The following is a 23,731-nucleotide window of genomic DNA, read 5'->3' on the forward strand; positions in this document are numbered from 1 at the left end:
ATGACTGACGACAAGCGACGCGGTGTCCTCTTCGACGTGGACGGCACCCTCGTCGATACGACCTACCTGCACACGGTGAGCTGGTGGGAGGCGCTGCGCCAGGGCGACCACCGGGTGCCCATGGCGCACGTGCACAGGTCCATCGGCATGGGCTCGGACAAGCTCCTCGACCACCTGCTCGGCGCCGAACGGGACCGCGACGCCGACGGCAGGCTCCGCGACGCCCACGACGCGCTCTACGCGGAGTACTGGGAGCGGCTGGCGCCGCTGCCTGGCGCCCGGGAGCTGCTGCGCGCCTGCGCGGAGCGCGGGCTGCGGGTGGTGCTGGCCACCTCGGCGGCCGAGCACGAGGTCACCGCGCTGCGGGCGGTGCTGGACGCGGACGACGTGATCGACTCGGTCACCTCGTCGGCCGACGCGCAGGAGAGCAAGCCGGCGCCGGACATCCTGGTCGCCGCGCTGGAGCAGTCCGGGCTGGCCGCCGAGCGGGTGGTGTTCGTCGGCGACTCAGTCTGGGACGTGGCCGCCGCCGGCAAGCTGGACATCCCCTGCATCGGGCTGACCTGCGGCGGCACCGGCCGGGCCGAGCTGGCCGGCGCGGGCGCGGTGGCCGTGTACGACGACCCGGCGGCGCTGCTGGACGCCCTGGCGGACAGCGCGATCGGCGCCCTCGGCTGACCGGCCGGTCAACCGCTGGGCGCGCGCAGGCTTAGCCGGGCCCGCTTCGGGGCACTGCTGGACTCCACCGCCCGGCCGCCGGGCGACGGAAGGGTGGTGTCGTGGAACCGGTCGATGTCGCGTTCGCTCTGCTGGGCGTCGGTGCGCTGCTGGCCGGGGTGCTGCCCCGCGTGCTGGAACGACGGCCGCTGTCGATGCCGATCGCGTTCCTCGGGCTCGGCATGCTCGTGTTCCTGCTGCCCACCGGTCTGCCCACACCGGACCCGCTGCGTTGGCCGGAACTGACCACCCACCTCACCGAGGTCGGGGTGATCGTCGCGCTGATGGGCGCCGGCCTGAAGATCGACCGTCCGTTGAGCTGGTCCCGCTGGTCGTCGACCTGGCGGCTGCTGGCGATCGCCATGCCGTTGTGCATCGCCGCGGTGGCGCTGCTCGGCTGGTGGTGGGCCGGTCTGGTGCCGGCCGCGGCGCTGCTGCTCGGCGCGGCGCTCGCCCCCACCGACCCGGTGCTCGCCTCGGACGTGCAGGTGGGCGAACCGACCGATGTGGAGGACTCGGAGGACGAGGTGCGCTTCGCGCTCACCTCGGAGGCGGGCCTGAACGACGGGCTCGCCTTCCCGTTCGTGTACGCGGCCATCGCGATCGCCACCACCGGGTTCGCGCCGTCCGGCTGGCTGGCCGAGTGGTTCGCGGTGGACGTGCTCTACAAGCTCGCCGCCGGGGTGGGCGGCGGGCTGCTCATCGGCTGGCTGCTCGGCAAGCTGTTCTTCCGCGCCCCGAGCAAGTTGCGGCTGGCCAAGCACTCCGAGGGCTTCCTCGCGCTGGCCGCGACGTTCCTGGCGTACGGGCTGGTCGAGGTGATCGGCGGGTACGGCTTCCTGGCGGTGTTCGTGGCCGCCCGGGCGATCCGGGCCGCCGAGCGCACAAACGAGTTCCACGCCGTGCTGCACGACTTCGCCGAGCAGGTGGAGCGGCTGCTCACGGTGCTGTTGCTGCTGTTGTTCGGCGGGGCCGTGATCGGCGGGCTGCTCGCGCCGCTGACGTGGCCGGCGGCGCTGGCCGGGCTGGCCCTGGTGCTGGTGATCCGGCCACTGGCCGGGTGGCTGTCGCTGCGCGGGGCGCCGGGGAAGCCGGCCGAGCACTGGGTGATCTCATTGTTCGGCATCCGCGGCGTCGGCTCGTTCTACTACCTGGCGTACGCCACCAGCAAGACCGACTTCCCGCAGGCGGATCTGGTCTGGGCCACGGTCGGTCTCGTGGTGGTGGTGTCGGTGGTGGTGCACGGCATCGCCGCGACACCGGTCATGCAGTTGCTGGACCGGGAGGGCGAACGCACCGGCGAGGGCGCACGGCCCGGCGCGGCGGCGCAACCGGTCGGCGCCAACGGCTGAGCGCCCCGGATCAGCCCAGCAGGGCGGCGAGCGCGCGCCCCAGGTCCCGGCCGGAACGCCAGGCGGTCTGCACGCGCGGGCGGCCGAACGCGTCACCGGCCAGACCGATCCCGTCGTCGTCCAGGTGGAACGTGACGCTCCCGGCGTGCGCCGCCGGTGTCGCGTACGTCCAGCGGTGCACGTGTGCCGACGCGGCCGGCTCGGGCAGTCCGAGCAGGTCGCGTACCGCCTGCTCGATCGCCGGGCCGGCGGCGGCGGGTCGGCGCAGGTGCCCGGCGGCGAAGTCGGCGGTGGTGTGCGCGACCAGCACGGGGGCACCGTCGCCGCGCCGGGCGCCGTCGTCGCAGACCAGGCTGAGCACGGGGTGGTCGTTGACGAACGCGCCGTGAAAGTCCGGCCAGCGGCGGGCGGGGAAGTGCAGCACCCCGGTCAGCGCCGACGACCAGCGCTGCGCGGCCACCGTCCGGGCGGCGTCGGCCAGCGCCGGGTCCAGCAGCGGCGCGGCCTGCGGGCCGGGCATGGCCAGCACGACCGCCTCGGCCTCGGCGCCGTCCACCCGGGGGCCGGGCTCGACGCGCATCACCAGCCGTTCGTACGTCACCGGCAGGTCGCCCGCGAGATGCTCGACGAGCGAGCGCAGCCCGCGCGGGGCGGCCCAGCGCATCGGGCCGCTGACCCGCTCGCGCCCGCCCGGCCCGTACGCGACGAGCGTGTCGGTCCACTCCCGCGCCAGCCCGGCGGCCCGCCACCGGTCCACCACGGCGGCGAAGTCCGGGTCGTCAACCGTGAAGTACGCGGCGCCCAGGTCGGCGGGACGGCCGTCGAAGCGCCCGCTGGCCATCCGCCCGCCGGTGACCCGGGCGCGTTCACGCACCCGCACCGGGACACCGGCCCGCGCCAGCTCGGCCGCGCAGGCCACCCCGGCGATGCCCGCGCCGACCACCAGCACACCCTTCCGGTCCGCCGTCACCAGGTGATCGTAGGCGGCGGACGGCATGAATCCGCCGAGCCGGGGTAGTGGTACACCTGTTCGAGGAGAGGTGATCAGCATGGCCGACCGCAACAACGCCAGCGGCAGGAACGTGAACCCGGACGCCGCCGTGAAGGATCCGGACGACTGGGTCACCGGCGACGAGCCGCCCACCGCCGCCCAGGAGTCTTACCTGCACACTCTGGCCCAGGAGGCGGGCGAGCCGGTGCCGGAGGGCCTGACCAAGGCCGAGGCGTCCCGGCGGATCGACGAGCTCCAGGCGGAGACCGGCCGGGGCCGCTGAGCTCAGCGCGGGGGCAGGCGGTGCAGCTCGACCCGGTCGAGCCGCCCCGCCGCCACCCGGGCGGTCAGGTAGGTGGCGTACGGCTGCGCCCGCCGGTCGGTGGGTGAGCCGGGGTTGAGCAGGCGAAGGCCGCCCGGGGCGACGCTGTCCCACGGGATGTGCGAGTGTCCGAAGACGAGCAGGTCGCAGTCGCCGTACGCGGCGGCGCAACGCTCCTCGCGGCGGGCCTTCGGGCCGGTCTCGTGCACCACGGCGACCCGCAGGCCGTCCAGTTCGACCCGGGCCACCTCGGGCAGCCGGGCGCGCAGCGCCGGCCCGTCGTTGTTGCCGTACACAGCGATCAGGCGGCGCGACCGCTCCTCCAGCGCGTCCAGCAGCGCCACATCCACCCAGTCCCCGGCGTGGACCACCACGTCCGCGGCCGCCACCGCCGCCCAGAGCGGCGCCGGAAGGTCCCGTGCCCGCTTCGGCACATGGGTGTCCGCCATGATCACGAGTTCCACACCCCCCATCCTCCCCCTCAGCGGGTGGCGGCGTCGGTGATGCGGCCGGCGGCGATGATCAGGCCGATGTGCGAGTACGCCTGCGGGAAGTTGCCCACCTGCTCGCCGGTGTCCTGGTCGATCTGCTCGGCGTAGAGGCCGAGGTCGTTGGTGCGGGCGGCGAGGCGCTCGAACAGCCGCCGGGCCCGGTCCAGCTCCCCCGCCTCGGCCAGGCAGGCGGCCAGCCAGAACGAGCAGATCACGAACCCGGCCGGGTCACCGTCCCAGCGCCGCAGCAGGCCGTCGCGGGACAGCCGCCGTTCCAGCACGTCCATCGTGGCGCGCATCCGTGCGTCGTCCGCCGGCAGGAAGCCGACCAGCGGCATGACCAGCACCGAGGCGTCCAGGTCGGCGGAGCCGAACGCCCCGGTGTACGCGCCGGCCTGCTCGTTCCAGCCGTGGGTGAGCACTGCCGCCCGTATCTCGTCGCGGGCGGCGGCCCAGCGCGCCACGTCCGCGGGCCCGCCGATGCGGGAGCCGAACCGCACCGCCCGGTCGAGCGCGGTCCAGCACTCCACCTTCGACGACACGTAGTGCCGCTGCGGGCCGCGCACCTCCCACATCCCCGCGTCGGGCCGGCGCCAGCCGCGCTCGGCCTGGTCGGCGAGAGTCCGCAGCAGGTCGCGGACCTCGAGCGACATGGGGTCGAGGTAGTACCGCATCAGCCAGGCGGCGTCGAGCACCTCGCCCAGCACGTCGTTCTGCCGCTGCCGCCAGGCGTCGTTGCCGACGAGCACCGGGCGGCTGTGCTCGTACCCGGCCAGGTGGTCGAGGTCGTGCTCGGTCAGGTCCCGCTCCCCCTCGACGCCGTACATGATCGGCACGGGCTCGTCGCCGATGCGGCCCATCGCCCGCGCCACCCAGGTGAACTGCCGGTCCGCCTCGTCCGGGCAGGCGGCCCGCCAGAGCGCCTGAAGCGTGAGGCTGAAGTCGCGCAACCACACGTAGCGGTAGTCGTAGTTGCGGTCGCCGCCGGGCTTCTCCGGCAGCGAGGTGGTCGCCGCCGCGACGACAGCGCCGCTCGGCGCGTACGTCATACCCTGCACGGCGAGCGCGCTGCGCCGCACCTCGTCGCGGTACTCGCCCTGGTAGTCGTGCAGCGCCGACCAGGACCGCCAGCCGGCGACCGTCTCGGCCACCACCTCGGCGGCGTCGGGCACCGCCGGTTCACCGCTGGCGTACGTCGGGGCGTACCCGAGGGTGAAGCGGTGGACGCTGCCGGCGCGGGCGGTGAACCGGCCGGCGGCGGTCCCCCCGGCGAGGGCCAGCGGGACGTCGGCGCGCAGTTCCAGGCGGCAGGCGCCGGCGGTGGCGGCCACCAATCCGTCGCGCTCGGTCAGGTAGGCGCCGACCCGGCCGTACTCGAAGCGCGGCGCGTAGTCGACGCGCATCGGCACCTCGCCGGTCAGCCCTTCGACCAGCCGGGCGAGCACTCGCGGCGAGCGCATCCCGATCTCGTGGCCGCGCGCGCCGGGCTCCAGCGCCAGCGCGTCGGTGACGGCGACCGCGCCGGTCGCCGTGGTGAAGACGGTACGCAGCACCAGCGTGTCGTCCAGGTAGGACCGGCTGCTGGTGGCCGCGCCCTCGGGCCGGATACTCCAGTGCCCGGCGTCCTCGTCGAGCAGGCGGCCGAAGACCGACGGCGCGTCGAACCGGGGCGGGCACCACCAGTTGACCGAGCCGTCGCTGTCGACGAGGGCCGCGCTGCGCCCGTCGGCGAGGAAGCCGTGCTCGCTGATGAGTCGGGTGGGCACGACTGTGGCTACCCGGCCCGGGTGCCGACATGCCTGGCCACATCGGTGCCGGTCGGCGCGTTACCGGTGTCCGGCGGCGGGAACGCGGCGGGTTGACGAAGGAGGATGCTCATGACCAGACCCTCGACTCCGACCGCGGCCTGGCAACCCGGAATGCCGGGCAGCGACAACCTCCCGTCCGGCCCGGGCGGTCGCCCGACGCCGCCGAGCGGGGACGGGCACGGCCCACATGCCGGGGCGGCGACCGTCACGATCGGCTCGTACCCGGACTATCCGTCCGCCCAGCGCGTGGTGGACTATCTGGCCGACAACCGGTTCCCGGTGGAACGTACCTCGATCGTCGGTACGGACCTCACGCTCGTGGAGACCGTGATGGGACGGCTCACCACGGGCCGGGCGGCCCTGCTCGGGGCCGGCACCGGCGCCTGGTTCGGCTTGTTCATCGGGTTGCTGTTCGGCATCTTCACCGCCGGCAACTGGCTGGCGGTGATCCTGGTCGGGCTGGTGATCGGCGCGATCTGGGGTGCCGTGTTCGGCGCGGTGGCGCACGCCATGAGCGGTGGGCAGCGTGACTTCACGTCGGCCAGTTCGCTGCGGGCCGCCCAGTACGCGGTCACTGTGGACGCGGAGCTGGCCGGTCAGGCCCAGCAACTGCTCAGCCGGATGCACCTGACACCGACCGGCGCCACCGCCCGCTGACGCGGGGTACGCGATGAGGGGAGGGCCGGTCGGCCCTCCCCTCATCCGTGGTAGACCCGCTCGCCGGCCGGTACGCGACCACCCCGTCCGGGCCGCCGGTGTCGATGCGCAGTTCCCGGAGGCCGGGCGCAGCGACGCCTCGGTCGTCCATCCCCCGACCCTAGCCGGGTTCATCATTTCAGGTTTTGAGAGAGGGCCGGCGTAAGCCATCCTGCGCTCGGCAGAATCACTCGTTGAAATTTTAAATAGTGCTACTCTCGGAGCCATGACGGAGAGCCTGGACGCGGAGCGGATGGCCTGCTGGCGCGCGTACATAGAGTCGAGCCAGCGGCTGTTCACCCGGCTCGAGGACGACCTACGCGCCGACAGCGACCTGAGCTTCGCCGACTACCACGTGCTGGTGCTGCTCTCCGAGGCGCCCGGCCAGCGGCTTCGCATGGGTGAGCTGGCCGACCGGCTGGTGTTCTCGCCGAGCCGGCTGACCTACCAGGTCACCACCATGCAGAAGCGCGGCCTCGTGGCGAAGGAGGCGTGTCCGGCGGACCGGCGCGGCAGCGAGGCCGTGCTCACCGCGGCCGGCCTGCTCGCCCTGCACGAGGCCGCGCCGCACCACCTGCGCTCCGTGCGCGCCCACCTGATCGACGACCTCGACGACGCCGAGGTCGCCTGCCTCACCCGGGTCTTCGAGCGGCTCGGCCGGCGCCTGCGCGCCGACCGCACCGCGTCGTCCACCCCGGCCGACAAGTAAGGAGCCCCGCGATGCCCGCGATCACCGTCGACGACGTCCTCGTCCTGCCCCGCCTGCCGAAGCTCGGCGAGGCCACCGAATACCGCTCGGTCCGCCGGGTCACCACCGCGCCCAGCGGGTACGAAGGTGAGGGTTTCCCGGTCCGCCGGGCCTTCGCCGGGGTGCCGATGAGCGAGCTGGACCCGTTCATCCACCTCGACCAGATGGGCGAGGTCGACTACGCGCCGGGCGAGCCGAAGGGCACCTCCTGGCACCCGCACCGCGGCTTCGAGACGGTGACCTACATGATCGACGGGATCATGGACCACCAGGACTCGACCGGTGGCGGCGGCACCATCACCGACGGCGACACCCAGTGGATGACGGCAGGTAGTGGCCTGCTGCACATCGAGGCGCCGCCGGAGCACCTGGTGATGAGCGGCGGGCTGTTCCACGGCCTGCAACTCTGGGTCAACCTGCCCCGGGTGGCCAAGATGAGCGAGCCCCGCTACCAGGACATCCGCGGCCGGGAGTCGGCGCTGCTGACCACGCCCGACGGCGGCGGCCTGATCCGGGTCATCGCCGGCGAGGTCGCCGGGCACCAGGGCCCGGGCTCGACGCACACGCCGATCACCATCGCGCACGTCACGTTGCAGCCCGGCGCCGAGCTGAGCCTGCCGTGGCGGTCGGACTTCAACGCGCTGGTGTACGTGCTGGCCGGCCGGGGCACCATCGGCACCGACCGGCGGCCGATCCACCTCGGCCAGCTCGCCGTGCACGGGCCCGGCGAGGCGCTGCGGATCACCGCCGATCCGAGGCAGGACGCCAACGCCCCGGCGCTGGAGCTCTACCTGATGGGCGGCCAGCCGATCCGCGAGCCGGTGGCGCACTACGGCCCGTTCGTGATGAACACCCGCGCCGAGCTGATCGAGGCGGTCGAGGACTTCCAGGCTGGCCGGCTCGGGGTCGTCCCGACCGGGCGGGTGCCGCACAGCGACGGCCAGGGCGACCGGCCCTGACCTGCCACGGGCGCCCCGGTTCGCCGGGGCGCCCCGGCGCGGTCTCAGGAGACGGCGAAGATCCCGGCCACCCCCAGGATCACCATCAACAGGACCGCCACCAGCGCACCCCGCTCCCCCTCCACCGCCTGGTCGCGGTCGGTCACGCTGTTCGTCGTCTCGGCGGGCATGTCGGTGCCTCCTCGGCTTCGCGGTCCAGGGGTCCGGCGCACCCCTGACGCGCGGCGCCGACGCCTGCTGCTCGGCGTGCGGGGCCCTGCCGGGGGTCCTACCGTGTGAGGACGTCGTCGACCTCGGGGGGTGGAACGTGACTCTGCGGGACTGGTTCCTCACCGCACAGGAACGCGCCAACCCGGGGTCTGAGTTACCCGTCTGGACCGATGGAAACCTCGCCGAGCCGCTGATTCACGGTGCCGCGTACTTCGATCGCCTGGTCAGCGAGGTGGAATCGCTCACAGCGGGCGACCACCTGTTCTTCACCGACTGGCGCGGCGACCCGGACGAGCGGATGCGCCCGGACGGCCCGACGGTGGCGCAGTTGTTCGCCCGGGCCGCCCAGCGCGGCGTGATCGTCAAGGGCCTGATCTGGCGTTCCCACGTCGACACGCTCTCCTACAGCGAGGCGGAGAACCGCGACCTCAGCGAGGCGATCCGCGCGGCCGGCGGCGAGGTGCTGCTCGACCAGCGGGTCCGGCGCGGCGGCTCGCACCACCAGAAGCTGGTGGTGCTGCGGCGCCCCGGCGACCCGAGCCGCGACATCGCCTTCGCCGGCGGCATCGACCTGTGCCACAGCCGCCGCGACGACGCCGGCCACGCCGGCGACCCGCAACCGGTGGCCATGTCCCCCCGGTACGGCCCCACGCCGCCCTGGCACGACGTGCAGCTCGCGGTGCGCGGGCCGGTGGTCGGCGCGCTCGACACGACGTTCCGGGAGCGGTGGACCGACCCGATGCCGCTGGACTCGGAGAACCCGATGGCGTACCTGCGGGACCGGCTGCGCGGCGCCGACCTGCGCCCGGACCCGCTTCCCGCGCAGCCCGCCGATCCGCCACCGTGCGGGCCGCACCACGTGCAGGTGCTGCGCACCTACCCGGCGGTACGACCCCGCTACTCCTTCGCCCCGGACGGCGAGCGCACCGTGGCCCGCGGCTACACCAAGGCGGTACGCCGGGCCCGGCGGCTGATCTACCTGGAGGACCAGTACCTCTGGTCGACCGAGGTGGCCGAGCTGTTCGCGCAGGCGCTGCGGGAGCACCCGGACCTGCACCTGGTGGCGGTCGTGCCCCGGCACCCGGACGTGGACGGCCGGCTCGCACTGCCGCCGAACCTGGTGGGCCGGGAGCAGGCGCTGTCGCTGTGCCACCGGGCCGCGCCGGAACGGGTGCACGTGTTCGACGTGGAGAACCACGACGGCACGCCGGTCTACGTGCACGCCAAGGTCTGCGTGGTGGACGACGTCTGGGCCAGCGTGGGCAGCGACAACTTCAACCGCCGATCCTGGACGCACGACAGCGAGCTGTCCTGTGCCGTACTCGACGACACCCGCGACGAGCGGGCGCCGGCCGACCCGGCCGGGCTGGGCGACGGCGCCCGAGCGTTCGCCCGCGACCTGCGGCTGCGGCTGTGGCGCGAGCACCTGGACCGCGATCCCGGCGGCGGGCAGGACGGCGATCTGCTGGACCCGGCGGACGCGGTGACGACGATCACCGCGGCGGCCGATGAGCTGGACCGCTGGCACGCCGGGGGCCGGGTCGGTCCCCGTCCGCCGGGCCGGTTGCGGCCGCACCGCCCGGAGCGCCTGCCCTGGCGTACGCGGCTCTGGGCGCTACCGGCGTACCGGCTGGTCTACGACCCGGACGGCAGGCCACTGCGGGCCCGCCGGGCCGGCACCTGGTGAAGCCAGGTATAGGCCCCTTCACACCGTTCACGTCCACCTACACCTTAAGTACATCGTACTTTCGGCTAGATTTCCGCAGCACGATCGGGCTATGGTGGCTTCCGAACGTACGAACAACATCTAAACCTAAGCGTCACGTCTTTTTTCTTCCGTGGACGAGGTGCAGGGAGGACCACCCATGACCGCTCCCACGATCAGCGCCCCGGCGACCACGCCGGCCGGCTCCTCGAAGCTCGACCCCCGCTCGCTCACCGACAGCGCCGCCGACCTGCTCGCCGCGATGGCCGCGCTGCCCGCCGACCACCCGTCGCGGCCCGCGCTGCGCGACCGTGCCATCGAGGCGTGGCTGCCGCTGGCGAACCACCTGGCCCACCGCTACGGCGGCCGGGGCGAACCCAGCGACGACCTGGCGCAGACCGCCGCGATCGGCCTGATCAAGGCCATCGACAAGTTCGACCCGTCGCGCGGCGTCGACTTCGCCGGCTACGCCATCCCCACCATCATCGGCGAGCTGAAGCGTCACTTCCGCGACCGCACCTGGGACATCCGGGTGCCCCGCCGGCTCCAGGAGCTGCGCCTGGCGATCTCCGACGCCAACAGCACGCTGCTGCAGACGCTCGGCCGCTCGCCGACTGTCGCCGACATCGCCGCCCACCTCAAGCTCACCGAGGAAGAGGTGCTGGAGGGCCTGGAGGGCGCCCGCGCCTACAACGCGGTGTCGCTGTCCACCCCGACCGGCGACGGCGAGCGGGCCACCGAGCTGGGCGACCTGCTCGGCGGCGAGGACGGCGAGTTCGAGCTGGCCGAGATGCGGGTGGCCCTCGGCCCGGCGCTGGCCACGCTCGACCAACGCGAGCAGAAGATCCTCACGCTGCGCTTCTACGGCAACCTGACCCAGTCGCAGATCGCCGAGCAGATCGGCGTCTCGCAGATGCACGTGTCCCGGCTGCTGGCCCGGGCCCTGACCAAGCTGCGCGGGCAGCTCGACGGAACCTACTAGGGGGTGGCGGCGGCCGGGGCGGCGGACCCGGCGTCGCGGTCCACCCGGCCCGGTCGGCGGTGCGCCGGCCGGGCCGTTCCGTGTCCGGGGGTGGCGCCGGCAGTGCCGTTCCGTCCCAGGCCGTAGCAACGGGTGACGGAGCGGATACGACGTGACCCGGCGTGCGGCGGGGGGCACCTCGGGGCGTGCGGCGGCGCGGTGCGAGAGTGGGTCGGTGCTCGCCGACATCCCGCTCGACCTGCCGGTCCGCCCGGTCCTGCCGGCGCTGATCGACGCGCTGCGCGAGCGCGGTGCCGCCGTCCTGGTGGCGCCGCCGGGCACCGGCAAGACCACCACCGCGCCGCTCGCGGTCGCCGGCGCGGTCACCGGCCGCGTGGTGATCGCGCAGCCCAGACGGGTTGCCGCCCGCGCCGCCGCGCACCGGATGGCCGCCCTGCTCGGCGAGCGGGTCGGCGACCGGATCGGGTACGCGGTGCGCGGCGAGCGCCGGGCCGGGCCGCGTACCCGGGTGGAGGTGGTCACCACCGGCCTGCTGGTCCGTCGCCTGCACCACGACCCGGAGCTGCCCGGCGTGGACGCGGTGCTGCTCGACGAGTGCCACGAACGGCAGCTCGACGCGGACCTGGCACTGGCGTTCAGCGTCGAGGCGCGCGGCACGCTGCGCCCGGATCTCTGGCTGCTGGCCATGTCGGCCACCCCGCAGACCGACCGGTTCGCCACGCTGCTCGGCGCGGGCCACCCCGCCCCGGTGGTACGCGCCGAGGCGGCGCTGCACCCGGTCGAGCGGGTGTGGGCGCCGCCGCCGCGCCCGGTGACGCCACCCGGCGCCGGCCGGGTCCATCCGGCGCTGCTGGACCACGTGGCCGCCACGGTCCGCCGGGCGTTGCGCGAGCACGACGGGGACGTGCTGGTCTTCCTGCCGGGCGCGGGCGAGATCGCCGCCGTCACGGGCCGGCTGGCCGACCTGCGTGACCACGTCACGGTCCTGCCGCTGCACGGCCGGCTGCCCGGAGCCGCCCAGGACGCGGCCCTCACCCCGGCCGCCGGGCGGCGCGTGGTGCTCGCGACGGCGGTGGCGGAGAGCAGCCTGACCGTCCCCGGCGTACGGGTGGTGGTGGACGCCGGACTGAGCCGCGTGCCCCGTACCGACCTGGCCCGAGGGCTGGGCGCGCTGGTCACGGTGCCGGTGTCGCGGGCGGGAGCGACCCAGCGCGCCGGCCGGGCCGGCCGGGAGGCGCCCGGCGCCGTCTACCGCTGCTGGTCGGAGGCGACGCACGCGCGGCTCGCCCCGCAGCCGGAACCGGAGATCGCCACCGCCGACCTGACCGGGTTCGCGCTGGAGCTGGCGGCCTGGGGCACACCGGACGGCGCCGGGCTGGCGCTGCCCGACCCGCCGCCGCCGGCCGCGCTGACCGTGGCGCGGGAGACGCTGACCACGCTCGGCGCGGTGGACCACGAGGGCCGAATCACGGCACGGGGGCGAGCGGTCGCGGCGGTGGGCACGCATCCCCGGCTGGCGCGGGCACTGCTGGACGGCGTGCCCCGGGTGGGCGCCGAACGGGCCGCCCAGGTGGTGGCGATCCTCGGCGAGGACACGCTGGGCGGGACGGGAGACGACCTGCCCGCCCGCTGGCGGCGGCTGCGCGACGGCACCGACCCGGCCGCCACCGCGCGCTGGCGCACCGAGGTACGCCGGCTGCGCGCCGCCCTGCCCACCGACCAGCGCCCCGCCGACCGCGTGAACCAGCGGGAGCGGCTGCCGGACGATCTGGCCGCGGGGCTGCTCGCCGGGCTGGCGTACCCGGAACGGCTGGCCCGGGCGCGGCGGCCTGGCGGGTCCGCGTACCTGATGGCCGGCGGGACCGCCGCGGAGCTGGCGCCCGGGTCAGGGCTGGCCGGAGCGGCGTGGCTGGCCGTCGCGGTGGCCGACCGCTCCCCCGGCGCCCCGGCCGCCCGGGTGCGGCTGGCCGCGCCGATCGACGAGGCGACCGCCCGGGAGGCCGGGGCGGCGCTGCTGCGCTCGGGGCGGGAGGTGGTTTGGTCCGGCGGGGACGTGGTGGCCCGGGAGCTGGTCCGGCTCGGCGCCGTCGAGCTGGTCGACCGGCCGCTGACCGCGCCGGAGCCGAAGCTGGTCGCGGCGGCGCTGCTGGACGGGCTCCGGCAGGAGGGGCCGGGGCTGCTGCGCTGGACGCCGGAGGCGACCGGGCTGCGCCAGCGGCTGGCGTTCTGCCGCCGGGCGCTGGGCGACGACTGGCCGGACGTCTCCGACGCCGCGCTGCTGGCCCGCGCCGAGGAATGGTTCGGCCCGGAGCTGGCCCGCGCCCGCCGCCGGGCGGACCTCGGCCGGGTGGACGTGGCGGCGGCACTGCGCCGGCTGCTGGACTGGCGGCAGGCCGCGCGACTGGACGAGCTGGCGCCGGAGCGACTCGCGGTGCCCAGCGGCTCGCGGATCCGGGTCGACTACGCCGACCCGGCCGCCCCGGTGCTGGCGGTCAAGCTCCAGGAGACATTCGGCTGGCGAGACGTGCCGCGCGTCGCCGACGGGCGGGTGCCGGTGCTGCTGCACCTGCTCTCCCCCGCCGGGCGGCCGGTGGCGGTCACCGCCGACCTGGCCTCGTTCTGGCGCACCGGCTATCCGCAGGTACGGGCGGAGCTGCGCGGACGCTACCCGCGCCACCCCTGGCCGGAGGATCCGACCACCGCCGAGCCGACCCGCCGGGCCAGCCCGCGCGGGCGGTGAGGGCTGGCTACTCCTCGACCACGTCGGCGATCACGACGGTGATGTTGTCCGGGCCGCCGGCCCGCAACGCCAGGTCGATCAGCCGGGCCGCGCAGGCGTCGCGTTCCGGCTGCTCGCTGAGCACCTCGGTGAGCGTGTCCGCGCGGACCACGTTGGAGAGGCCGTCGCTGCACAGCAGCCAGCGGTCACCGGCCCGGGGCACCATCGTGGCGTACGACGGGGAGACCTCGTCGCCCTGCAACGCCTGGGTCACCACGGCCCGCCGAGGGTGGCTGCTGGCCTGCTCGGCGGTGATGACGCCCTGGTCGACGAGCATCTGCACGAACGTGTCGTCGCGGGTGACCTGCTTGAGCACGCCCTCGCGGTACAGGTAGGCCCGAGAGTCGCCGACGTGCGCCAGCGCCAGGCAGCTACCGGTGCGGGCGAACAGCAACGCGGTGAGCGTGGTGCCCATGCCCTGGCGTTCCGGATCCTCCTCGACGGCCTGGCGGATCCGCGCGGTGGCCAGCTCGATCCCGCCCTGGAGCGCGGCGACGAGCGCGTCCTCCGGCGTCGCCAGGTCCAGCGGGGCGATCGCGTCGATGGCGATGCGGCTGGCCAGGTCGCCGGCCGCCATGCCGCCCATGCCGTCGGCGACCGCCACCAACCAGGCGCCCGCGTGCTGCGCGTCCTGGTTGCCGCTGCGGATCAGCCCACGGTCGCTCGCTCCGACGGAACGAAGCTTCAGGGTCATGGGTCGCAGCCTGCCAGGTCGAGGGCTCGGATGTCTCTAGGAGATCACTGACATCGTACGTGGCGCGCGGAATCCCCCCGCGCGCGGGCCGCGCACCTCATCGGGCCGGATCGATTGACAGCGACGGAACGCGGTGGAAACATCGGGCTGATATTGGGAGCGCTCCCAGCTTCCGGTCTCCCCCATCACCCCCGAGCACGGAAGGAACCTCCGTGACCCGATCCCGTCGTCGGCTCGCCGCGATCGCGGCTACCACGCTGGCGCTCACCGGCCTCACCGCCGGCCCGGCGAGCGCCGAGGTGCCGCCGGACGCCCCCGAACAACTACGCAACGGCGACTTCAGCGCCGGTGTCTCACCCTGGTTCTCCTACGGCACCGGCGACCTCGCTGTCGCCGACGGCCGGCTCTGCACCTCCGTCGCCGCCGGCACCGCCAACCCGTGGGACGCCGGCATCGGCCAGGACGCGGTGCCGCTGACCGAGGGCGCCGAGTACGAACTGTCCTTCGACGTCTCCGCCACCCCCGGCGCGGCCGTCAAGGCGGTGCTCCAACTCGGCAGCGCCCCGTACACCACGTACGCGAGCGTCGACGCGACCGCCACCGGCACCGCTCGGCACGTCACCACCACGTTCACCTCCCCCGCGGACAACCCCACCGCGCAACTGATCTTCCAGGTCGGCGGCAGCGCCGAGGCGCAGACGTTCTGCCTGGACAACGTGTCGCTGCGCGGCGGGGAGCCGGCGCCGCCGTACGAGCCGGACACCGGGCCCCGGGTCCGGGTCAACCAGGTCGGCTACCTGCCCGGCGGTCCGAAGCACGCGACTGTGGTCACCGAGGCCACCGACGCGCTGCCCTGGCAGCTCAAGTCGGCCGCCGGCGCGGTGGTCGCCAGCGGGCAGACCACGCCGCGCGGCACGGACGCCGCCTCGGCGCAGAACGTGCAGACCGTCGACTTCTCCGCGTACCGCACGCCGGGCACGGGCTACACGCTCACCGTGGACGGCGAGACCAGCCACCCGTTCGACATCTCCGGCGCGCTCTACGACCGGCTGCGCGCCGACTCGCTCCAGTTCTTCTACGCCCAGCGCAGCGGCATCGAGATCGACGGCGACCTGATCGGCGAGGAGTACGCCCGCCCCGCCGGCCACCTGGACGTCGCGCCGAACCAGGGCGACACGAACGTGCCGTGCCAGGCCGGCGTCTGCGACTACTCGCTGGACGTGCGCGGCGGCTGGTACGACGCGGGCGACCACGGCAAGTACGTCGTCAACGGCGGCATCGCCACCTACCAGTTGCTGAGCACCTTCGAGCGGACCAAGACCGCCGAGACCGCCGACGGCGGCGCCGCCCTGGGCGACTCCACGCTGCGGGTGCCCGAGCGCGGCAACGACGTGCCGGACGTGCTCGACGAGGCCCGCTGGGAGCTGGAGTTCCTGCTGCGCATGCAGGTGCCGGCCGGCAAGCCGCTGGCCGGGATGGTCCACCACAAGATCCACGACCGGAACTGGACCGGCCTGCCGCTGCAGCCGCAGGACGACCCGCAGCCGCGCGAGCTGCACGCGCCGTCCACCGCCGCCACGCTGAACCTGGCCGCTGTCGCGGCGCAGTGCCAGCGCCTGTACGCCCCGTACGACGCCGCGTTCGCCGCGCGCTGCGGCACCGCCGCGAAGACCGCGTACGCGGCGGCCAAGGAGCACCCGGCGATCTACGCCTCGGCCAGCGACGGCACCGGCGGCGGCGCGTACGACGACACGAACGTCAGCGACGAGTTCTACTGGGCCGCTGTCGAGCTGTGGCTGACCACCGGCGACAAGGCGTACCTGGCCGACGTCACCGGCTCGCCGCTGCACACCGCCGACGTGTTCGCCGCGAACGGCGCGTTCGGCTGGCAGAGCGTCGCCGCGCTGGGTCGCCTCGACCTGGCCACGGTGCCGAACACGCTGCCCGCCGCGGAGAAGACCCGCATCCGCGAGTCCATCACCGCCGCCGCCGACAGCTACCTGGCCACCATCGCCGGCCAGGCGTACGGGCTGCCGTTCCCGGGCAGCGCCGACGCGTACGTCTGGGGCAGCAACAGCAACCTGGTGAACAACGCGATCGTGCTGGCCACCGCGTTCGACCTGAGCCGGGACGCGAAGTACCGGGACGGCGCGGCGCAGGCCGCCGACTACCTGTTCGGCCGCAACGCGTTGAACATGTCGTACGTGACCGGCTGGGGCGAGCAGCACGCCCGCAACCAGCACAGCCGCATCTTCGGCCACCAGCTGAACCCGGACCTGCCGCGCCCGCCGGCCGGTTCGCTCGCCGGTGGTCCGAACGCCGCGCTCCAGGACCCGTTCGCGGCGAACCTGCTCGCCGGGTGCGCGCCGATGTTCTGCTACGTCGACGACATCAACTCGTACGCGACGAACGAGGTGGCGATCAACTGGAACTCGGCGCTGGCCTGGCTCGCGTCGTTCCTGGCCGACCAGGGTGACTCCGGCGCGGTGCCGGCGCGGTCCTGCGCGGTCAGCTACACCACGCACGGGAGCTGGCCGTCCGGCTTCACCACCCAGGTGACGGTGCGCAACACCGGCACGACGGCGGTGAACGGCTGGAACCTGCGCTGGGCCTTCCTCAGCGGTCAGAAGGTGAGCCAGTCCTGGTCGGCGCAGGTCGGCCAGAGCGGCGCCACGGTCACCGCGAAGAACCTGTCGTGGAACGCGAAGCTGGCGCCCGGCGCCAGCACCACGTTCGGCTTCAACGGCGTCTCCTCCCCCGGCCCCAACCCCGACCCCGGGCTGGTCACGCTGAACGGAAAGGCCTGCACGGTCTCCTGACCGGCTTTCCCGCTCCAACCGGGCGCCATCGCAGGACCGGGTACGGTCCTGCGATGGCGTACCTGTTCCTGCTCGGCGCGATCACCGCCGAGGTGATCGGCACGAGTCTGCTCAAGGCCACCGACGGCTTCACCCGGCTCTGGCCCACGCTCGGCCTCGCCGTGGCGTACCTGTCCGCGTTCGGGTTGCTCTCGCTGGCCGTCAAGGACATCCCGGTCGGCGTCGCGTACGCGATCTGGTCCGGGCTCGGCACCGCCGCCATCATGGCGATCGGCGCGGCGTTCCTGGGCGAGCCGCTGAGCGTGGCGAAGGTGGTCGGCGCGGGACTGGTCATCGCCGGGGTCGTGGTGCTCAACCTCGGCGGCGCCCACTGAGCGCGGCCCGGCTCAGCCCGGCCGCCCCGCCGGGCGCGGGACGGGGCGGCGCATCGCGATCCGCTCGGCCGGGTCGAGGCCCAGCGCCGCCTCGGCGGCCAGCAGCTCGATCAGGCCCGCCGTCAGCTCCGTCCCGCTCAGCTCGCGGAATCCGCACCGCACGTAGTAGGGCCCGTTCCACGGCACCGAGCGGAACGTGGTCAGCGTCAGCGCCGGCAACCCCTGCGACGACGCCCACCCCGCCACCCGGTCGAGCAGACGCCGCCCGATGCCACGCCGGGCGTACGCCGGATCGACGCTGAGCTGCTGCACGTGCGCCGCCCCGTCGACCACATCGGCCAGCACGAACGCGATCGGCCGGTCGGCCGGGTCGGTCGCCACCCACAGCCGGCCGGCGCGCTGCCCCGCGGCCAGCGCCTCGACCGGCAGCGGCGGCATGTCGGCCACCAGGGTCATGCCGATCTCCCGGAACGGGGCGCCGGAGGCCACCTCGATCCGCTGCACCTCGGTCAGTTCCTCGGCCGTGGCGATCCTGCTGCGCTCCACGGCGCCGACACTGGCAGAGCGGGGACCGGCAGGCGAGCGGATTTCCCGCACCGCGCTCGATCCGGGTGTTTCGGCGGTGACCAGCGGCGGCGACGCCCCGGCGGGCTCGCGGTGTGACAGGCGTCGCCCCGAGCGGGGCTCCGGGCCAGCCGGAACAGTCCTAGCGTCGATCCCATGGCCCTCGCCGGACCCCGCTGATGGGAAGCGTCTCGCCGCTTCCGCCGCCCGGGCCGCTGCGCACGCTCGCGTACGCCACGCTGGTCAACACCCTCGGCGCAGGGCTGTGGCTGGCGGGCGGGGCGCTCTACCTGACCCGGGACGTGGGCCTCTCCGCCACCTCGGTGGGCGCCGGACTGACCGTCGCCGGGCTGGTCGGGCTGAGCGCGAGCGTGCCACTGGGCGGGCTTGCCGACAGGTGGGACCCGCGTACGCTCCGGGCCGTCCTCCAGGTGGGCCAGGCCGTGGCCGCGCTGGCGTACCTGCTGGTCGGCTCGTTCCCGGCGTTCCTGGCGGTGGCCGTGCCGGAGGCGCTGCTCGCGGCCGGCAACCTGGCGGTACGGGCGGCACTCGTCGCCGCGGTGGGCGGCCCGGACGGCCGGGTGCACGCCTTCGCCACGCTGCGCGCGGTGGCGAACCTGGGCATCACCGTCGGCACCGCGCTGGCCGGGATCGCCCTGGCAGTGGACACACACCGGGCGTACCAGGTGCTCATCGTCGGCAACGCGGCCACCTACCTGCTCTCGGCGGCGCTGCTGCTGCGCCTGCCGCCGCAACCGGCCGCCGACGGCGCACGACGCACGCCGGGCACGCTGCGGCGCGGCGGGCGACCACGGCGCGGCGGACCGCTGCGGGACGGACGGTTCCTCGCGGTGAGCGGCACGTCGGCGGTGCTGAGCACGCACGCGACGGTGCTCGTGCTCGTCGTGCCGCTGTGGACGGTGAACCGGGCCGGCGCGCCGCCACCGGTGGTGTCGGCGGTGCTGCTCGTCAACACGGTGCTCACCGTGCTGCTCGCGGTGCGGCTGAGCCGGGGCGCGGAGCGGGCCGCACCGGCCGCCCGGAAGCTGCGCCGGGCGGGGCTGGTGCTCGCCGCGGCGACACCCCTGTACGCCGTGACCGGCGTCCTGCCGGTGCTCCCGGCGGTCGTGCTGCTGCTCGTCGCCACCGCGGTGTGGACGGTGGGCGACCTGTGGCACGGCGCGGCCGGTGCGGGGCTCGCCTACGACCTGGCCCCGCCCGGGGCGATCGGGGCGTACCAGGGCGGGGACGGCCTGCTCGCCGGGCTGGCCCAGGCGCTCGGCCGTGGCCTGCTCACGCTGCTGGTACTCGGCGGAGGTCCGGCCGGCTGGCTGGTGCTCGGCGGGGTCTTCGCCGCCGCCGGGCTGGCCGCCCCGGCGCTGACCCGCCGCGCGGTGGCGAACCGGTCGGCGCCGCAGGCCCGACCCGCCGGCGTGCCCGGCTGAGCGCGGTGTAGCAGCATGGCGGGATGACCGACCAGTCCTCCCTCACCATCCGCCCGGGTGGACCCGGCGACGCGCCCACGCTGCTGCGGCTGCTCGACAGCGCCACCGCCTGGCTGGCCGAACGCGGGCGTACCGACCAGTGGGGCGCCGAGCCGGCGTCGATCGACCCGCGCCGCATCGCCCAGGCCGACGCGTGGGCGGCCGGGGACGGCCTGCACCTCGCCGAGATCGACGCGACGGTGGTGGGCGCGCTCGTGGTGGGCGCGGCCACCGACTATGTGCCGCCGGCCACCGAACCGGAGCTGTACGTGAACCTGCTGGTCACCGACCGGGCGTACGCGGGGCGTGGGGTCGGTGCGGGGCTGCTGGCGTACGCGGCGGAGCTGGCTCGCGCACGCGGTGTGGGCCTGCTGCGGGTGGACTGCTTCCGCAGCCCGGACCGGGCGCTCGTGCGGTTCTACGAGCGCTGCGGCTTCACCGCCACCGAGCCGTTCACTGTGGAGCGGCCGGGCCGCGAGCCGTGGACCGGGCAGGTGCTGGAGCGCCGGGTCGGCTGAGTCAGCCGGCCCAGCCGATGACGACCGGGAACTGCACCGGAGGCGCCGGGTCACGCCGGCGGATCCGGGGCACGAGCCGGGCCAGGTAGGTGGCCGGGAACACCCAGACGAACCGGGCCAGGAAGACGGCGGCCAGCACCGCGGCGGTGATCGCGGCCAGCGAGCCGAACGGCTCGTCGATGTCGCGGACCACCTCCGGCAGTTGCAGGCCGACCAGCAGGAAGACCAGCCCTTCCAGCAGGAACCGGATGAGCCGCCAGAACGCGGTCACCTGCAGGCGGGAGGCGGCCGACAGCAGCGTGGGCAGCTTGTGCCCGATGCCCAGGCCGGTCACCACGACCGCGACCACACCGGAGGCGTGGATCTCCTCGGCGGCGAAGACCACGGCGAACGGCACGATCAGCGACAGCGCGTTGTCCAGCACCGGGTCGGTGATGCGCTTGTGCAGGTAGCCGAAGACCACCACGCCGAGCAGGCCGACCAGGATGCCGCCGCCGGCCGCGACGACCACCTCCCGGGCCACGTCGCCGACGCCGACCCCGCCGGTGGTGGCGGTCGCGGCGACGATCGCCACCCGCAGCAGCACCAGCGCGGTGGCGTCGTTGACCAGGCTCTCGCCCTCCAGGATGGTGACGACCCGCCGGGGCAGGCCGACCCGGCGGGCCACCGCGGTGGCGGCGACCGCGTCCGGCGGCGCCACCACCGCGCCGAGCGCCAGGCAGATCGCGTACGGCAGCTCGGGCAGGAACCAGTGCACTACGGTGCCCACCGCGAACGCGGTGAAGACGACCAGCCCGACGGCGAGCAGCAGGATCGGCCGCAGGTTGAGCCGGAACGCCGGCACCGACGTCTCCAGCGCCGCCACGTAGAGCAGCGGCGGCAGGATGCCCACCAGCACCAGGTCCGGGTCCAGCCGCACGTGCGGGAAGAACGGCAGGAAGGACAGTGCGAGGCCGAGCACCACCAGCAGGATCGGCGCCAGCAGGCCGAGCCGGCGGGCCAGCGCCGCGCCGAAGGTCGCGATGGCCAGGAAGACCACGACCTCGAACAGAGCATCCACGACCGTCGAGCTTATGTGCCGGCGGCCCGGTGTGGGATCAGGCGGCGGAGCGCAGCTTCGGCAGCACCTCGGCGCCGAACGTGTCGATGAACGCGCGCTGCTCCTGCCCGACGTGGTGCAGGGCGATCTGGTCGAAGCCCAGCGCCATGTACTCCTCCAGCCAGCCGATGTGCCGGCCCAGGTCGGCGGAGACGTTCACGGTCTCGGCGACCTTGGACATCGGCACGTCGGCGCTGGCCACGTCGAAGTGCTCGGGGGTTTCCAGGTCCCAGCAGACCGGCGGGGCGAACACGTTGCTGCGCCACTGCTCGTACGCGATCGCCTCGGCCTCGGCCTGCTCGGGCGCCCAGCTCACGTGCACCTGGAGGTGCAGCGGGCCGCGTCCGCCCGCGTCCCGGTAGGCGTCGATCATCTGGCGCAGATGCTCGACCGGCGCGTTGACGGTGATCAGCCCGTCCGCCCACTCGGCGCACCAACGGGCGGTGGCGATGCTGACGGCGGCGCCGACGAGCGCGGGCGGCTCCTCCGGCCGGGTCCACAGCTTCGCCCGGTCCACCGTGACGAGCCCGTCGTGGCTGACCTCCTCGCCGGCCAGCAACGCCCGGATCACGTCGACGCACTCGCGCAGCCGGGCGCTGCGGACGTCCTTGTGGGGCCAGACCTCGCCGGTGATGTGCTCATTGGCCGCCTCACCGGTGCCCAGCGCAGCCCAGAACCGGCCCGGGTACATGGCACCGAGCGTGCCGATGGCCTGCGCGATGATCGCCGGGTGGTAGCGCTGGCCGGGCGCGTTCACCACCCCGAAGGACAGATTCGTGGCCTGGAGCGCCGACCCGAGCCAGGACCAGGCGAAACCGGACTGGCCCTGCCGCTCGCTCCACGGCGAGAAGTGGTCGGAGCACATGGCCGCGTCGAAGCCGGCGCGCTCGGCGTGGATCACCGCCTCCAGCAGCCGGGCCGGGTGGATCTGCTCGTGGGATGCGTGGAAGCCGAACGCCGTCATGGTCGCCACTCCTACCCGTGACGGCGTCCGGCCAATCGCCCTACTCGGAGTGCGCGCCCGCGCCCGCGCCGGCCTGCCCCTCGCCGATCCACACGGTCTTGGTGTTGCAGAACTCGCGCATGCCGGCGGCGGACAGCTCGCGGCCGTACCCGGAGTTCTTCACGCCGCCGAACGGCAGCCCCGGGTAGGACGTGGTCATCCCGTTGACGAACACGTTGCCGGCGTCCAGGTCGACGGCGAAGCGCTCCTGCTCGGCCGGGTCGTTGGTCCAGGCGTTGGAGCCGAGGCCGAAGCTGGTGCCGTTGGCGACCTCGATCGCCTCGTCGTACGAGCCGACCCGGTAGAGCCCGGCGACCGGCCCGAACACCTCCTCGCTCCACATGCGCATCTCCGGGCGCAGGTCGGTCACCACTGTCGGCGGGTAGTACCAGCCGTCCCCGGCCGGCTTCTCGCCGCCGCAGAGCACCGTCGCACCCTGGTCCACCGCGTCGGTGACCTGGGCGTGCACCTCGTCGCGGCCGCGCTCGCTGGCGAGCGGGCCGACGTCGGTGTCGTCGTCCATCGGGTCGCCGACGCGCAGCGCCGCCATCCGGGCGGCGAACTTCTCGGCGAACGCGTCGAAGACGTCGGTGTGCACGATGAACCGCTTCGCGGCGATGCAGGACTGCCCGTTGTTCTGGCAGCGGGCGGTGGTGGCGACCTCGGCGGCGGTGTCCAGGTCGGCCGAGGGCATCACCACGAACGGGTCGCTGCCCCCCAGCTCCAGCACCGTCTTCTTGATCTCCCGACCGGCGATCTGGGCGATGGACCGGCCGGCCGGCTCGCTGCCGGTCAGCGTGGCGGCACGGACGCGTGGGTCGCTGAGGATCCGGTCGACCGCGTCGGAGCCGACCAGCAGCGTGGTGAAGGCGCCCTCGGGGAACCCGGCCCGGCGGAACAGGCCCTCCAGGTAGAGCGCGGTCTGCGGCACGTTCGAGGCGTGCTTGAGCAGGCCGGTGTTGCCGGCCATCAGGGCCGGGGCGGCGAAGCGCATCACCTGCCACAGCGGGAAGTTCCACGGCATCACCGCGAGCACCGGACCGATCGGCTGGTACCGCACGTACGCCCGCTTCGCCTTGACCGCGGCGGCGTCGGCGGGCTCGTCGGCGAGCATCCCCGGCGCGTTGTCCGCGTAGAAGCGGCAGGCGGTGGCGCACTTGGTGACCTCCGCCTTCGCGGCGGCGTACGTCTTGCCCATCTCGGTGGTCATCAGCCGGGCCGTCTCGTCGCGCTCGGCGTCGAGCAGGTCGGCGGCGGCGGTGAGCCACCGGGCCCGCTGCGCGACGGTGGTGTCCCGCAACTGCCGGAAGGCGAGGTCGGCCCGCTCGATCGCGGCGTCGATCTGCTCGTCCGACATCGCCTCGTACGTCTTGAGCACCTGTCCGGTGGCGGGATTGGTGGTGGCGATGGGCATCT

At 74.3% G+C, this 23,731-nt stretch carries 21 protein-coding genes and 1 pseudogene; 13 read left to right on the forward strand and 9 right to left on the reverse strand.

Going from position 1 to position 23,731, the window contains the following annotated elements; genetic code table 11:
- Together ACFYO8_RS07875 and ACFYO8_RS07880 are read left to right on the forward strand one after the other, a co-directional pair.
- Positions 1-678, forward strand: coding sequence for an HAD family hydrolase (locus tag ACFYO8_RS07875; protein WP_354867152.1), 678 nt, complete (start codon positions 1-3; stop codon positions 676-678).
- A gap of 101 nt (positions 679-779) precedes the next feature.
- Positions 780-2,069, forward strand: coding sequence for a cation:proton antiporter (locus ACFYO8_RS07880; protein ID WP_354867154.1), 1,290 nt, complete (start codon positions 780-782; stop codon positions 2,067-2,069).
- Between the two features lie 10 nt (positions 2,070-2,079).
- Here ACFYO8_RS07880 and ACFYO8_RS07885 read toward each other — a convergent pair whose 3' ends face one another.
- Entirely contained in the window at positions 2,080-3,018 is a 939-nt protein-coding gene (locus tag ACFYO8_RS07885; RefSeq protein WP_387187914.1) for an NAD(P)/FAD-dependent oxidoreductase, read from the reverse strand.
- A gap of 100 nt (positions 3,019-3,118) precedes the next feature.
- Between ACFYO8_RS07885 and ACFYO8_RS07890 the strand changes: the two genes are divergently transcribed.
- Complete coding sequence (locus ACFYO8_RS07890; RefSeq protein ID WP_091424546.1) at positions 3,119-3,343, forward strand: DUF3072 domain-containing protein; 225 nt, start codon at positions 3,119-3,121, stop codon at positions 3,341-3,343.
- Positions 3,344-3,345: 2 nt separating this feature from the next.
- Here ACFYO8_RS07890 and ACFYO8_RS07895 read toward each other — a convergent pair whose 3' ends face one another.
- The gene (locus ACFYO8_RS07895) at positions 3,346-3,846 is read right to left on the reverse strand and encodes a YfcE family phosphodiesterase (protein ID WP_354867159.1); all 501 of its coding nucleotides are present in this window, start codon (positions 3,844-3,846) and stop codon (positions 3,346-3,348) included.
- Positions 3,847-3,863: 17 nt separating this feature from the next.
- A complete protein-coding gene (locus ACFYO8_RS07900) occupies positions 3,864-5,639 on the reverse strand; it encodes a glycoside hydrolase family 15 protein (RefSeq protein ID WP_354867162.1) in 1,776 nt (591 codons plus the stop codon).
- Positions 5,640-5,750: 111 nt separating this feature from the next.
- On the opposite strand from ACFYO8_RS07900, the gene ACFYO8_RS07905 reads away from it, so the two are divergent.
- From ACFYO8_RS07905 to ACFYO8_RS07915, 3 genes are all read left to right on the forward strand, one after another.
- Positions 5,751-6,338, forward strand: a complete 588-nt coding sequence (locus ACFYO8_RS07905) for a general stress protein (protein WP_354867164.1) — start codon at positions 5,751-5,753, stop codon at positions 6,336-6,338.
- Positions 6,339-6,603: 265 nt separating this feature from the next.
- Positions 6,604-7,086: a MarR family transcriptional regulator gene (locus ACFYO8_RS07910; RefSeq protein WP_354867167.1), complete on the forward strand. Its 483-nt coding sequence runs from the start codon at positions 6,604-6,606 to the stop codon at positions 7,084-7,086.
- Positions 7,087-7,097: 11 nt separating this feature from the next.
- Entirely contained in the window at positions 7,098-8,084 is a 987-nt protein-coding gene (locus ACFYO8_RS07915; protein WP_354867169.1) for a pirin family protein, read from the forward strand.
- Between the two features lie 44 nt (positions 8,085-8,128).
- Here the strand turns inward: ACFYO8_RS07915 and ACFYO8_RS07920 are convergent, their stop codons facing one another.
- Positions 8,129-8,254, reverse strand: coding sequence for a hypothetical protein (locus ACFYO8_RS07920; RefSeq protein ID WP_354867172.1), 126 nt, complete (start codon positions 8,252-8,254; stop codon positions 8,129-8,131).
- A 137-nt stretch (positions 8,255-8,391) separates the two neighbouring features.
- On the opposite strand from ACFYO8_RS07920, the gene ACFYO8_RS07925 reads away from it, so the two are divergent.
- The 3 genes from ACFYO8_RS07925 to hrpB all read left to right on the forward strand — a co-directional run bounded on the left by ACFYO8_RS07925 (position 8,392) and on the right by hrpB (position 13,721).
- Positions 8,392-9,981: a phospholipase D-like domain-containing protein gene (locus tag ACFYO8_RS07925; RefSeq protein WP_354867175.1), complete on the forward strand. Its 1,590-nt coding sequence runs from the start codon at positions 8,392-8,394 to the stop codon at positions 9,979-9,981.
- A 178-nt stretch (positions 9,982-10,159) separates the two neighbouring features.
- Positions 10,160-10,981 (forward strand): SigB/SigF/SigG family RNA polymerase sigma factor, encoded by an 822-nt coding sequence (locus ACFYO8_RS07930; protein ID WP_354867178.1) that lies wholly within the window; start codon positions 10,160-10,162, stop codon positions 10,979-10,981.
- 214 nt (positions 10,982-11,195) lie between these two features.
- Entirely contained in the window at positions 11,196-13,721 is a 2,526-nt protein-coding gene (hrpB, locus tag ACFYO8_RS07935) for an ATP-dependent helicase HrpB (RefSeq protein ID WP_354867180.1), read from the forward strand.
- A 7-nt stretch (positions 13,722-13,728) separates the two neighbouring features.
- Here hrpB and ACFYO8_RS07940 read toward each other — a convergent pair whose 3' ends face one another.
- Positions 13,729-14,454, reverse strand: a complete 726-nt coding sequence (locus tag ACFYO8_RS07940) for a protein phosphatase 2C domain-containing protein (protein WP_357706900.1) — start codon at positions 14,452-14,454, stop codon at positions 13,729-13,731.
- Positions 14,455-14,666: 212 nt separating this feature from the next.
- On the opposite strand from ACFYO8_RS07940, the gene ACFYO8_RS07945 reads away from it, so the two are divergent.
- A complete protein-coding gene (locus ACFYO8_RS07945; RefSeq protein WP_355096241.1) occupies positions 14,667-17,273 on the forward strand; it encodes a glycoside hydrolase family 9 protein in 2,607 nt (868 codons plus the stop codon).
- A 53-nt stretch (positions 17,274-17,326) separates the two neighbouring features.
- Positions 17,327-17,647: a multidrug efflux SMR transporter gene (locus ACFYO8_RS07950; protein ID WP_184684385.1), complete on the forward strand. Its 321-nt coding sequence runs from the start codon at positions 17,327-17,329 to the stop codon at positions 17,645-17,647.
- Between the two features lie 12 nt (positions 17,648-17,659).
- Here the strand turns inward: ACFYO8_RS07950 and ACFYO8_RS07955 are convergent, their stop codons facing one another.
- A complete protein-coding gene (locus ACFYO8_RS07955; protein WP_354867188.1) occupies positions 17,660-18,193 on the reverse strand; it encodes a GNAT family N-acetyltransferase in 534 nt (177 codons plus the stop codon).
- Positions 18,194-18,390: 197 nt separating this feature from the next.
- Here ACFYO8_RS07955 and ACFYO8_RS07960 point away from each other — a divergent pair, with 197 nt between their 5' ends.
- Positions 18,391-19,656: an MFS transporter gene (locus ACFYO8_RS07960; RefSeq protein WP_354867191.1), complete on the forward strand. Its 1,266-nt coding sequence runs from the start codon at positions 18,391-18,393 to the stop codon at positions 19,654-19,656.
- Positions 19,657-19,679: 23 nt separating this feature from the next.
- Positions 19,680-20,213 carry a GNAT family N-acetyltransferase gene (locus ACFYO8_RS07965; RefSeq protein ID WP_354867193.1) on the forward strand — a complete coding sequence of 178 codons (534 nt, stop codon included), beginning with the start codon at positions 19,680-19,682 and terminating at the stop codon, positions 20,211-20,213.
- A gap of 4 nt (positions 20,214-20,217) precedes the next feature.
- On the opposite strand, the pseudogene ACFYO8_RS07970 reads toward ACFYO8_RS07965, so the two are convergent.
- From ACFYO8_RS07970 to ACFYO8_RS07980, 3 genes and pseudogenes are all read right to left on the reverse strand, one after another.
- Positions 20,218-21,273: pseudogene (locus ACFYO8_RS07970) on the reverse strand (cation:proton antiporter); the annotation flags it as partial.
- Positions 21,274-21,310: 37 nt separating this feature from the next.
- Entirely contained in the window at positions 21,311-22,285 is a 975-nt protein-coding gene (locus tag ACFYO8_RS07975; protein WP_354867195.1) for a TIGR03885 family FMN-dependent LLM class oxidoreductase, read from the reverse strand.
- Between the two features lie 31 nt (positions 22,286-22,316).
- Complete coding sequence (locus ACFYO8_RS07980; protein ID WP_354867197.1) at positions 22,317-23,729, reverse strand: NADP-dependent succinic semialdehyde dehydrogenase; 1,413 nt, start codon at positions 23,727-23,729, stop codon at positions 22,317-22,319.
- Positions 23,730-23,731: the final 2 nt, after the last annotated feature.

Source organism: Micromonospora sp. NPDC005257, assembly GCF_042872445.1.
Lineage (GTDB): Bacteria > Actinomycetota > Actinomycetes > Mycobacteriales > Micromonosporaceae > Micromonospora.

Bases quoted from the DNA above. Each gene is read 5' to 3' on its own strand.
- ACFYO8_RS07875 (WP_354867152.1), top strand. From the start codon at position 1: ATGACTGACGACAAGCGACGCGGTGTCCTCTTCGACGTGGACGGCACC.
- ACFYO8_RS07890 (WP_091424546.1), top strand. From the start codon at position 3,119: ATGGCCGACCGCAACAACGCCAGCGGCAGGAACGTGAACCCGGACGCC.
- ACFYO8_RS07905 (WP_354867164.1), top strand. From the start codon at position 5,751: ATGACCAGACCCTCGACTCCGACCGCGGCCTGGCAACCCGGAATGCCG.
- ACFYO8_RS07910 (WP_354867167.1), top strand. From the start codon at position 6,604: ATGACGGAGAGCCTGGACGCGGAGCGGATGGCCTGCTGGCGCGCGTAC.
- ACFYO8_RS07915 (WP_354867169.1), top strand. From the start codon at position 7,098: ATGCCCGCGATCACCGTCGACGACGTCCTCGTCCTGCCCCGCCTGCCG.
- ACFYO8_RS07920 (WP_354867172.1), bottom strand. From the start codon at position 8,254: ATGCCCGCCGAGACGACGAACAGCGTGACCGACCGCGACCAGGCGGTG.
- ACFYO8_RS07930 (WP_354867178.1), top strand. From the start codon at position 10,160: ATGACCGCTCCCACGATCAGCGCCCCGGCGACCACGCCGGCCGGCTCC.
- ACFYO8_RS07940 (WP_357706900.1), bottom strand. From the start codon at position 14,454: ATGACCCTGAAGCTTCGTTCCGTCGGAGCGAGCGACCGTGGGCTGATC.
- ACFYO8_RS07950 (WP_184684385.1), top strand. From the start codon at position 17,327: ATGGCGTACCTGTTCCTGCTCGGCGCGATCACCGCCGAGGTGATCGGC.
- ACFYO8_RS07960 (WP_354867191.1), top strand. From the start codon at position 18,391: ATGGGAAGCGTCTCGCCGCTTCCGCCGCCCGGGCCGCTGCGCACGCTC.
- ACFYO8_RS07965 (WP_354867193.1), top strand. From the start codon at position 19,680: ATGACCGACCAGTCCTCCCTCACCATCCGCCCGGGTGGACCCGGCGAC.
- ACFYO8_RS07980 (WP_354867197.1), bottom strand. From the start codon at position 23,729: ATGCCCATCGCCACCACCAATCCCGCCACCGGACAGGTGCTCAAGACG.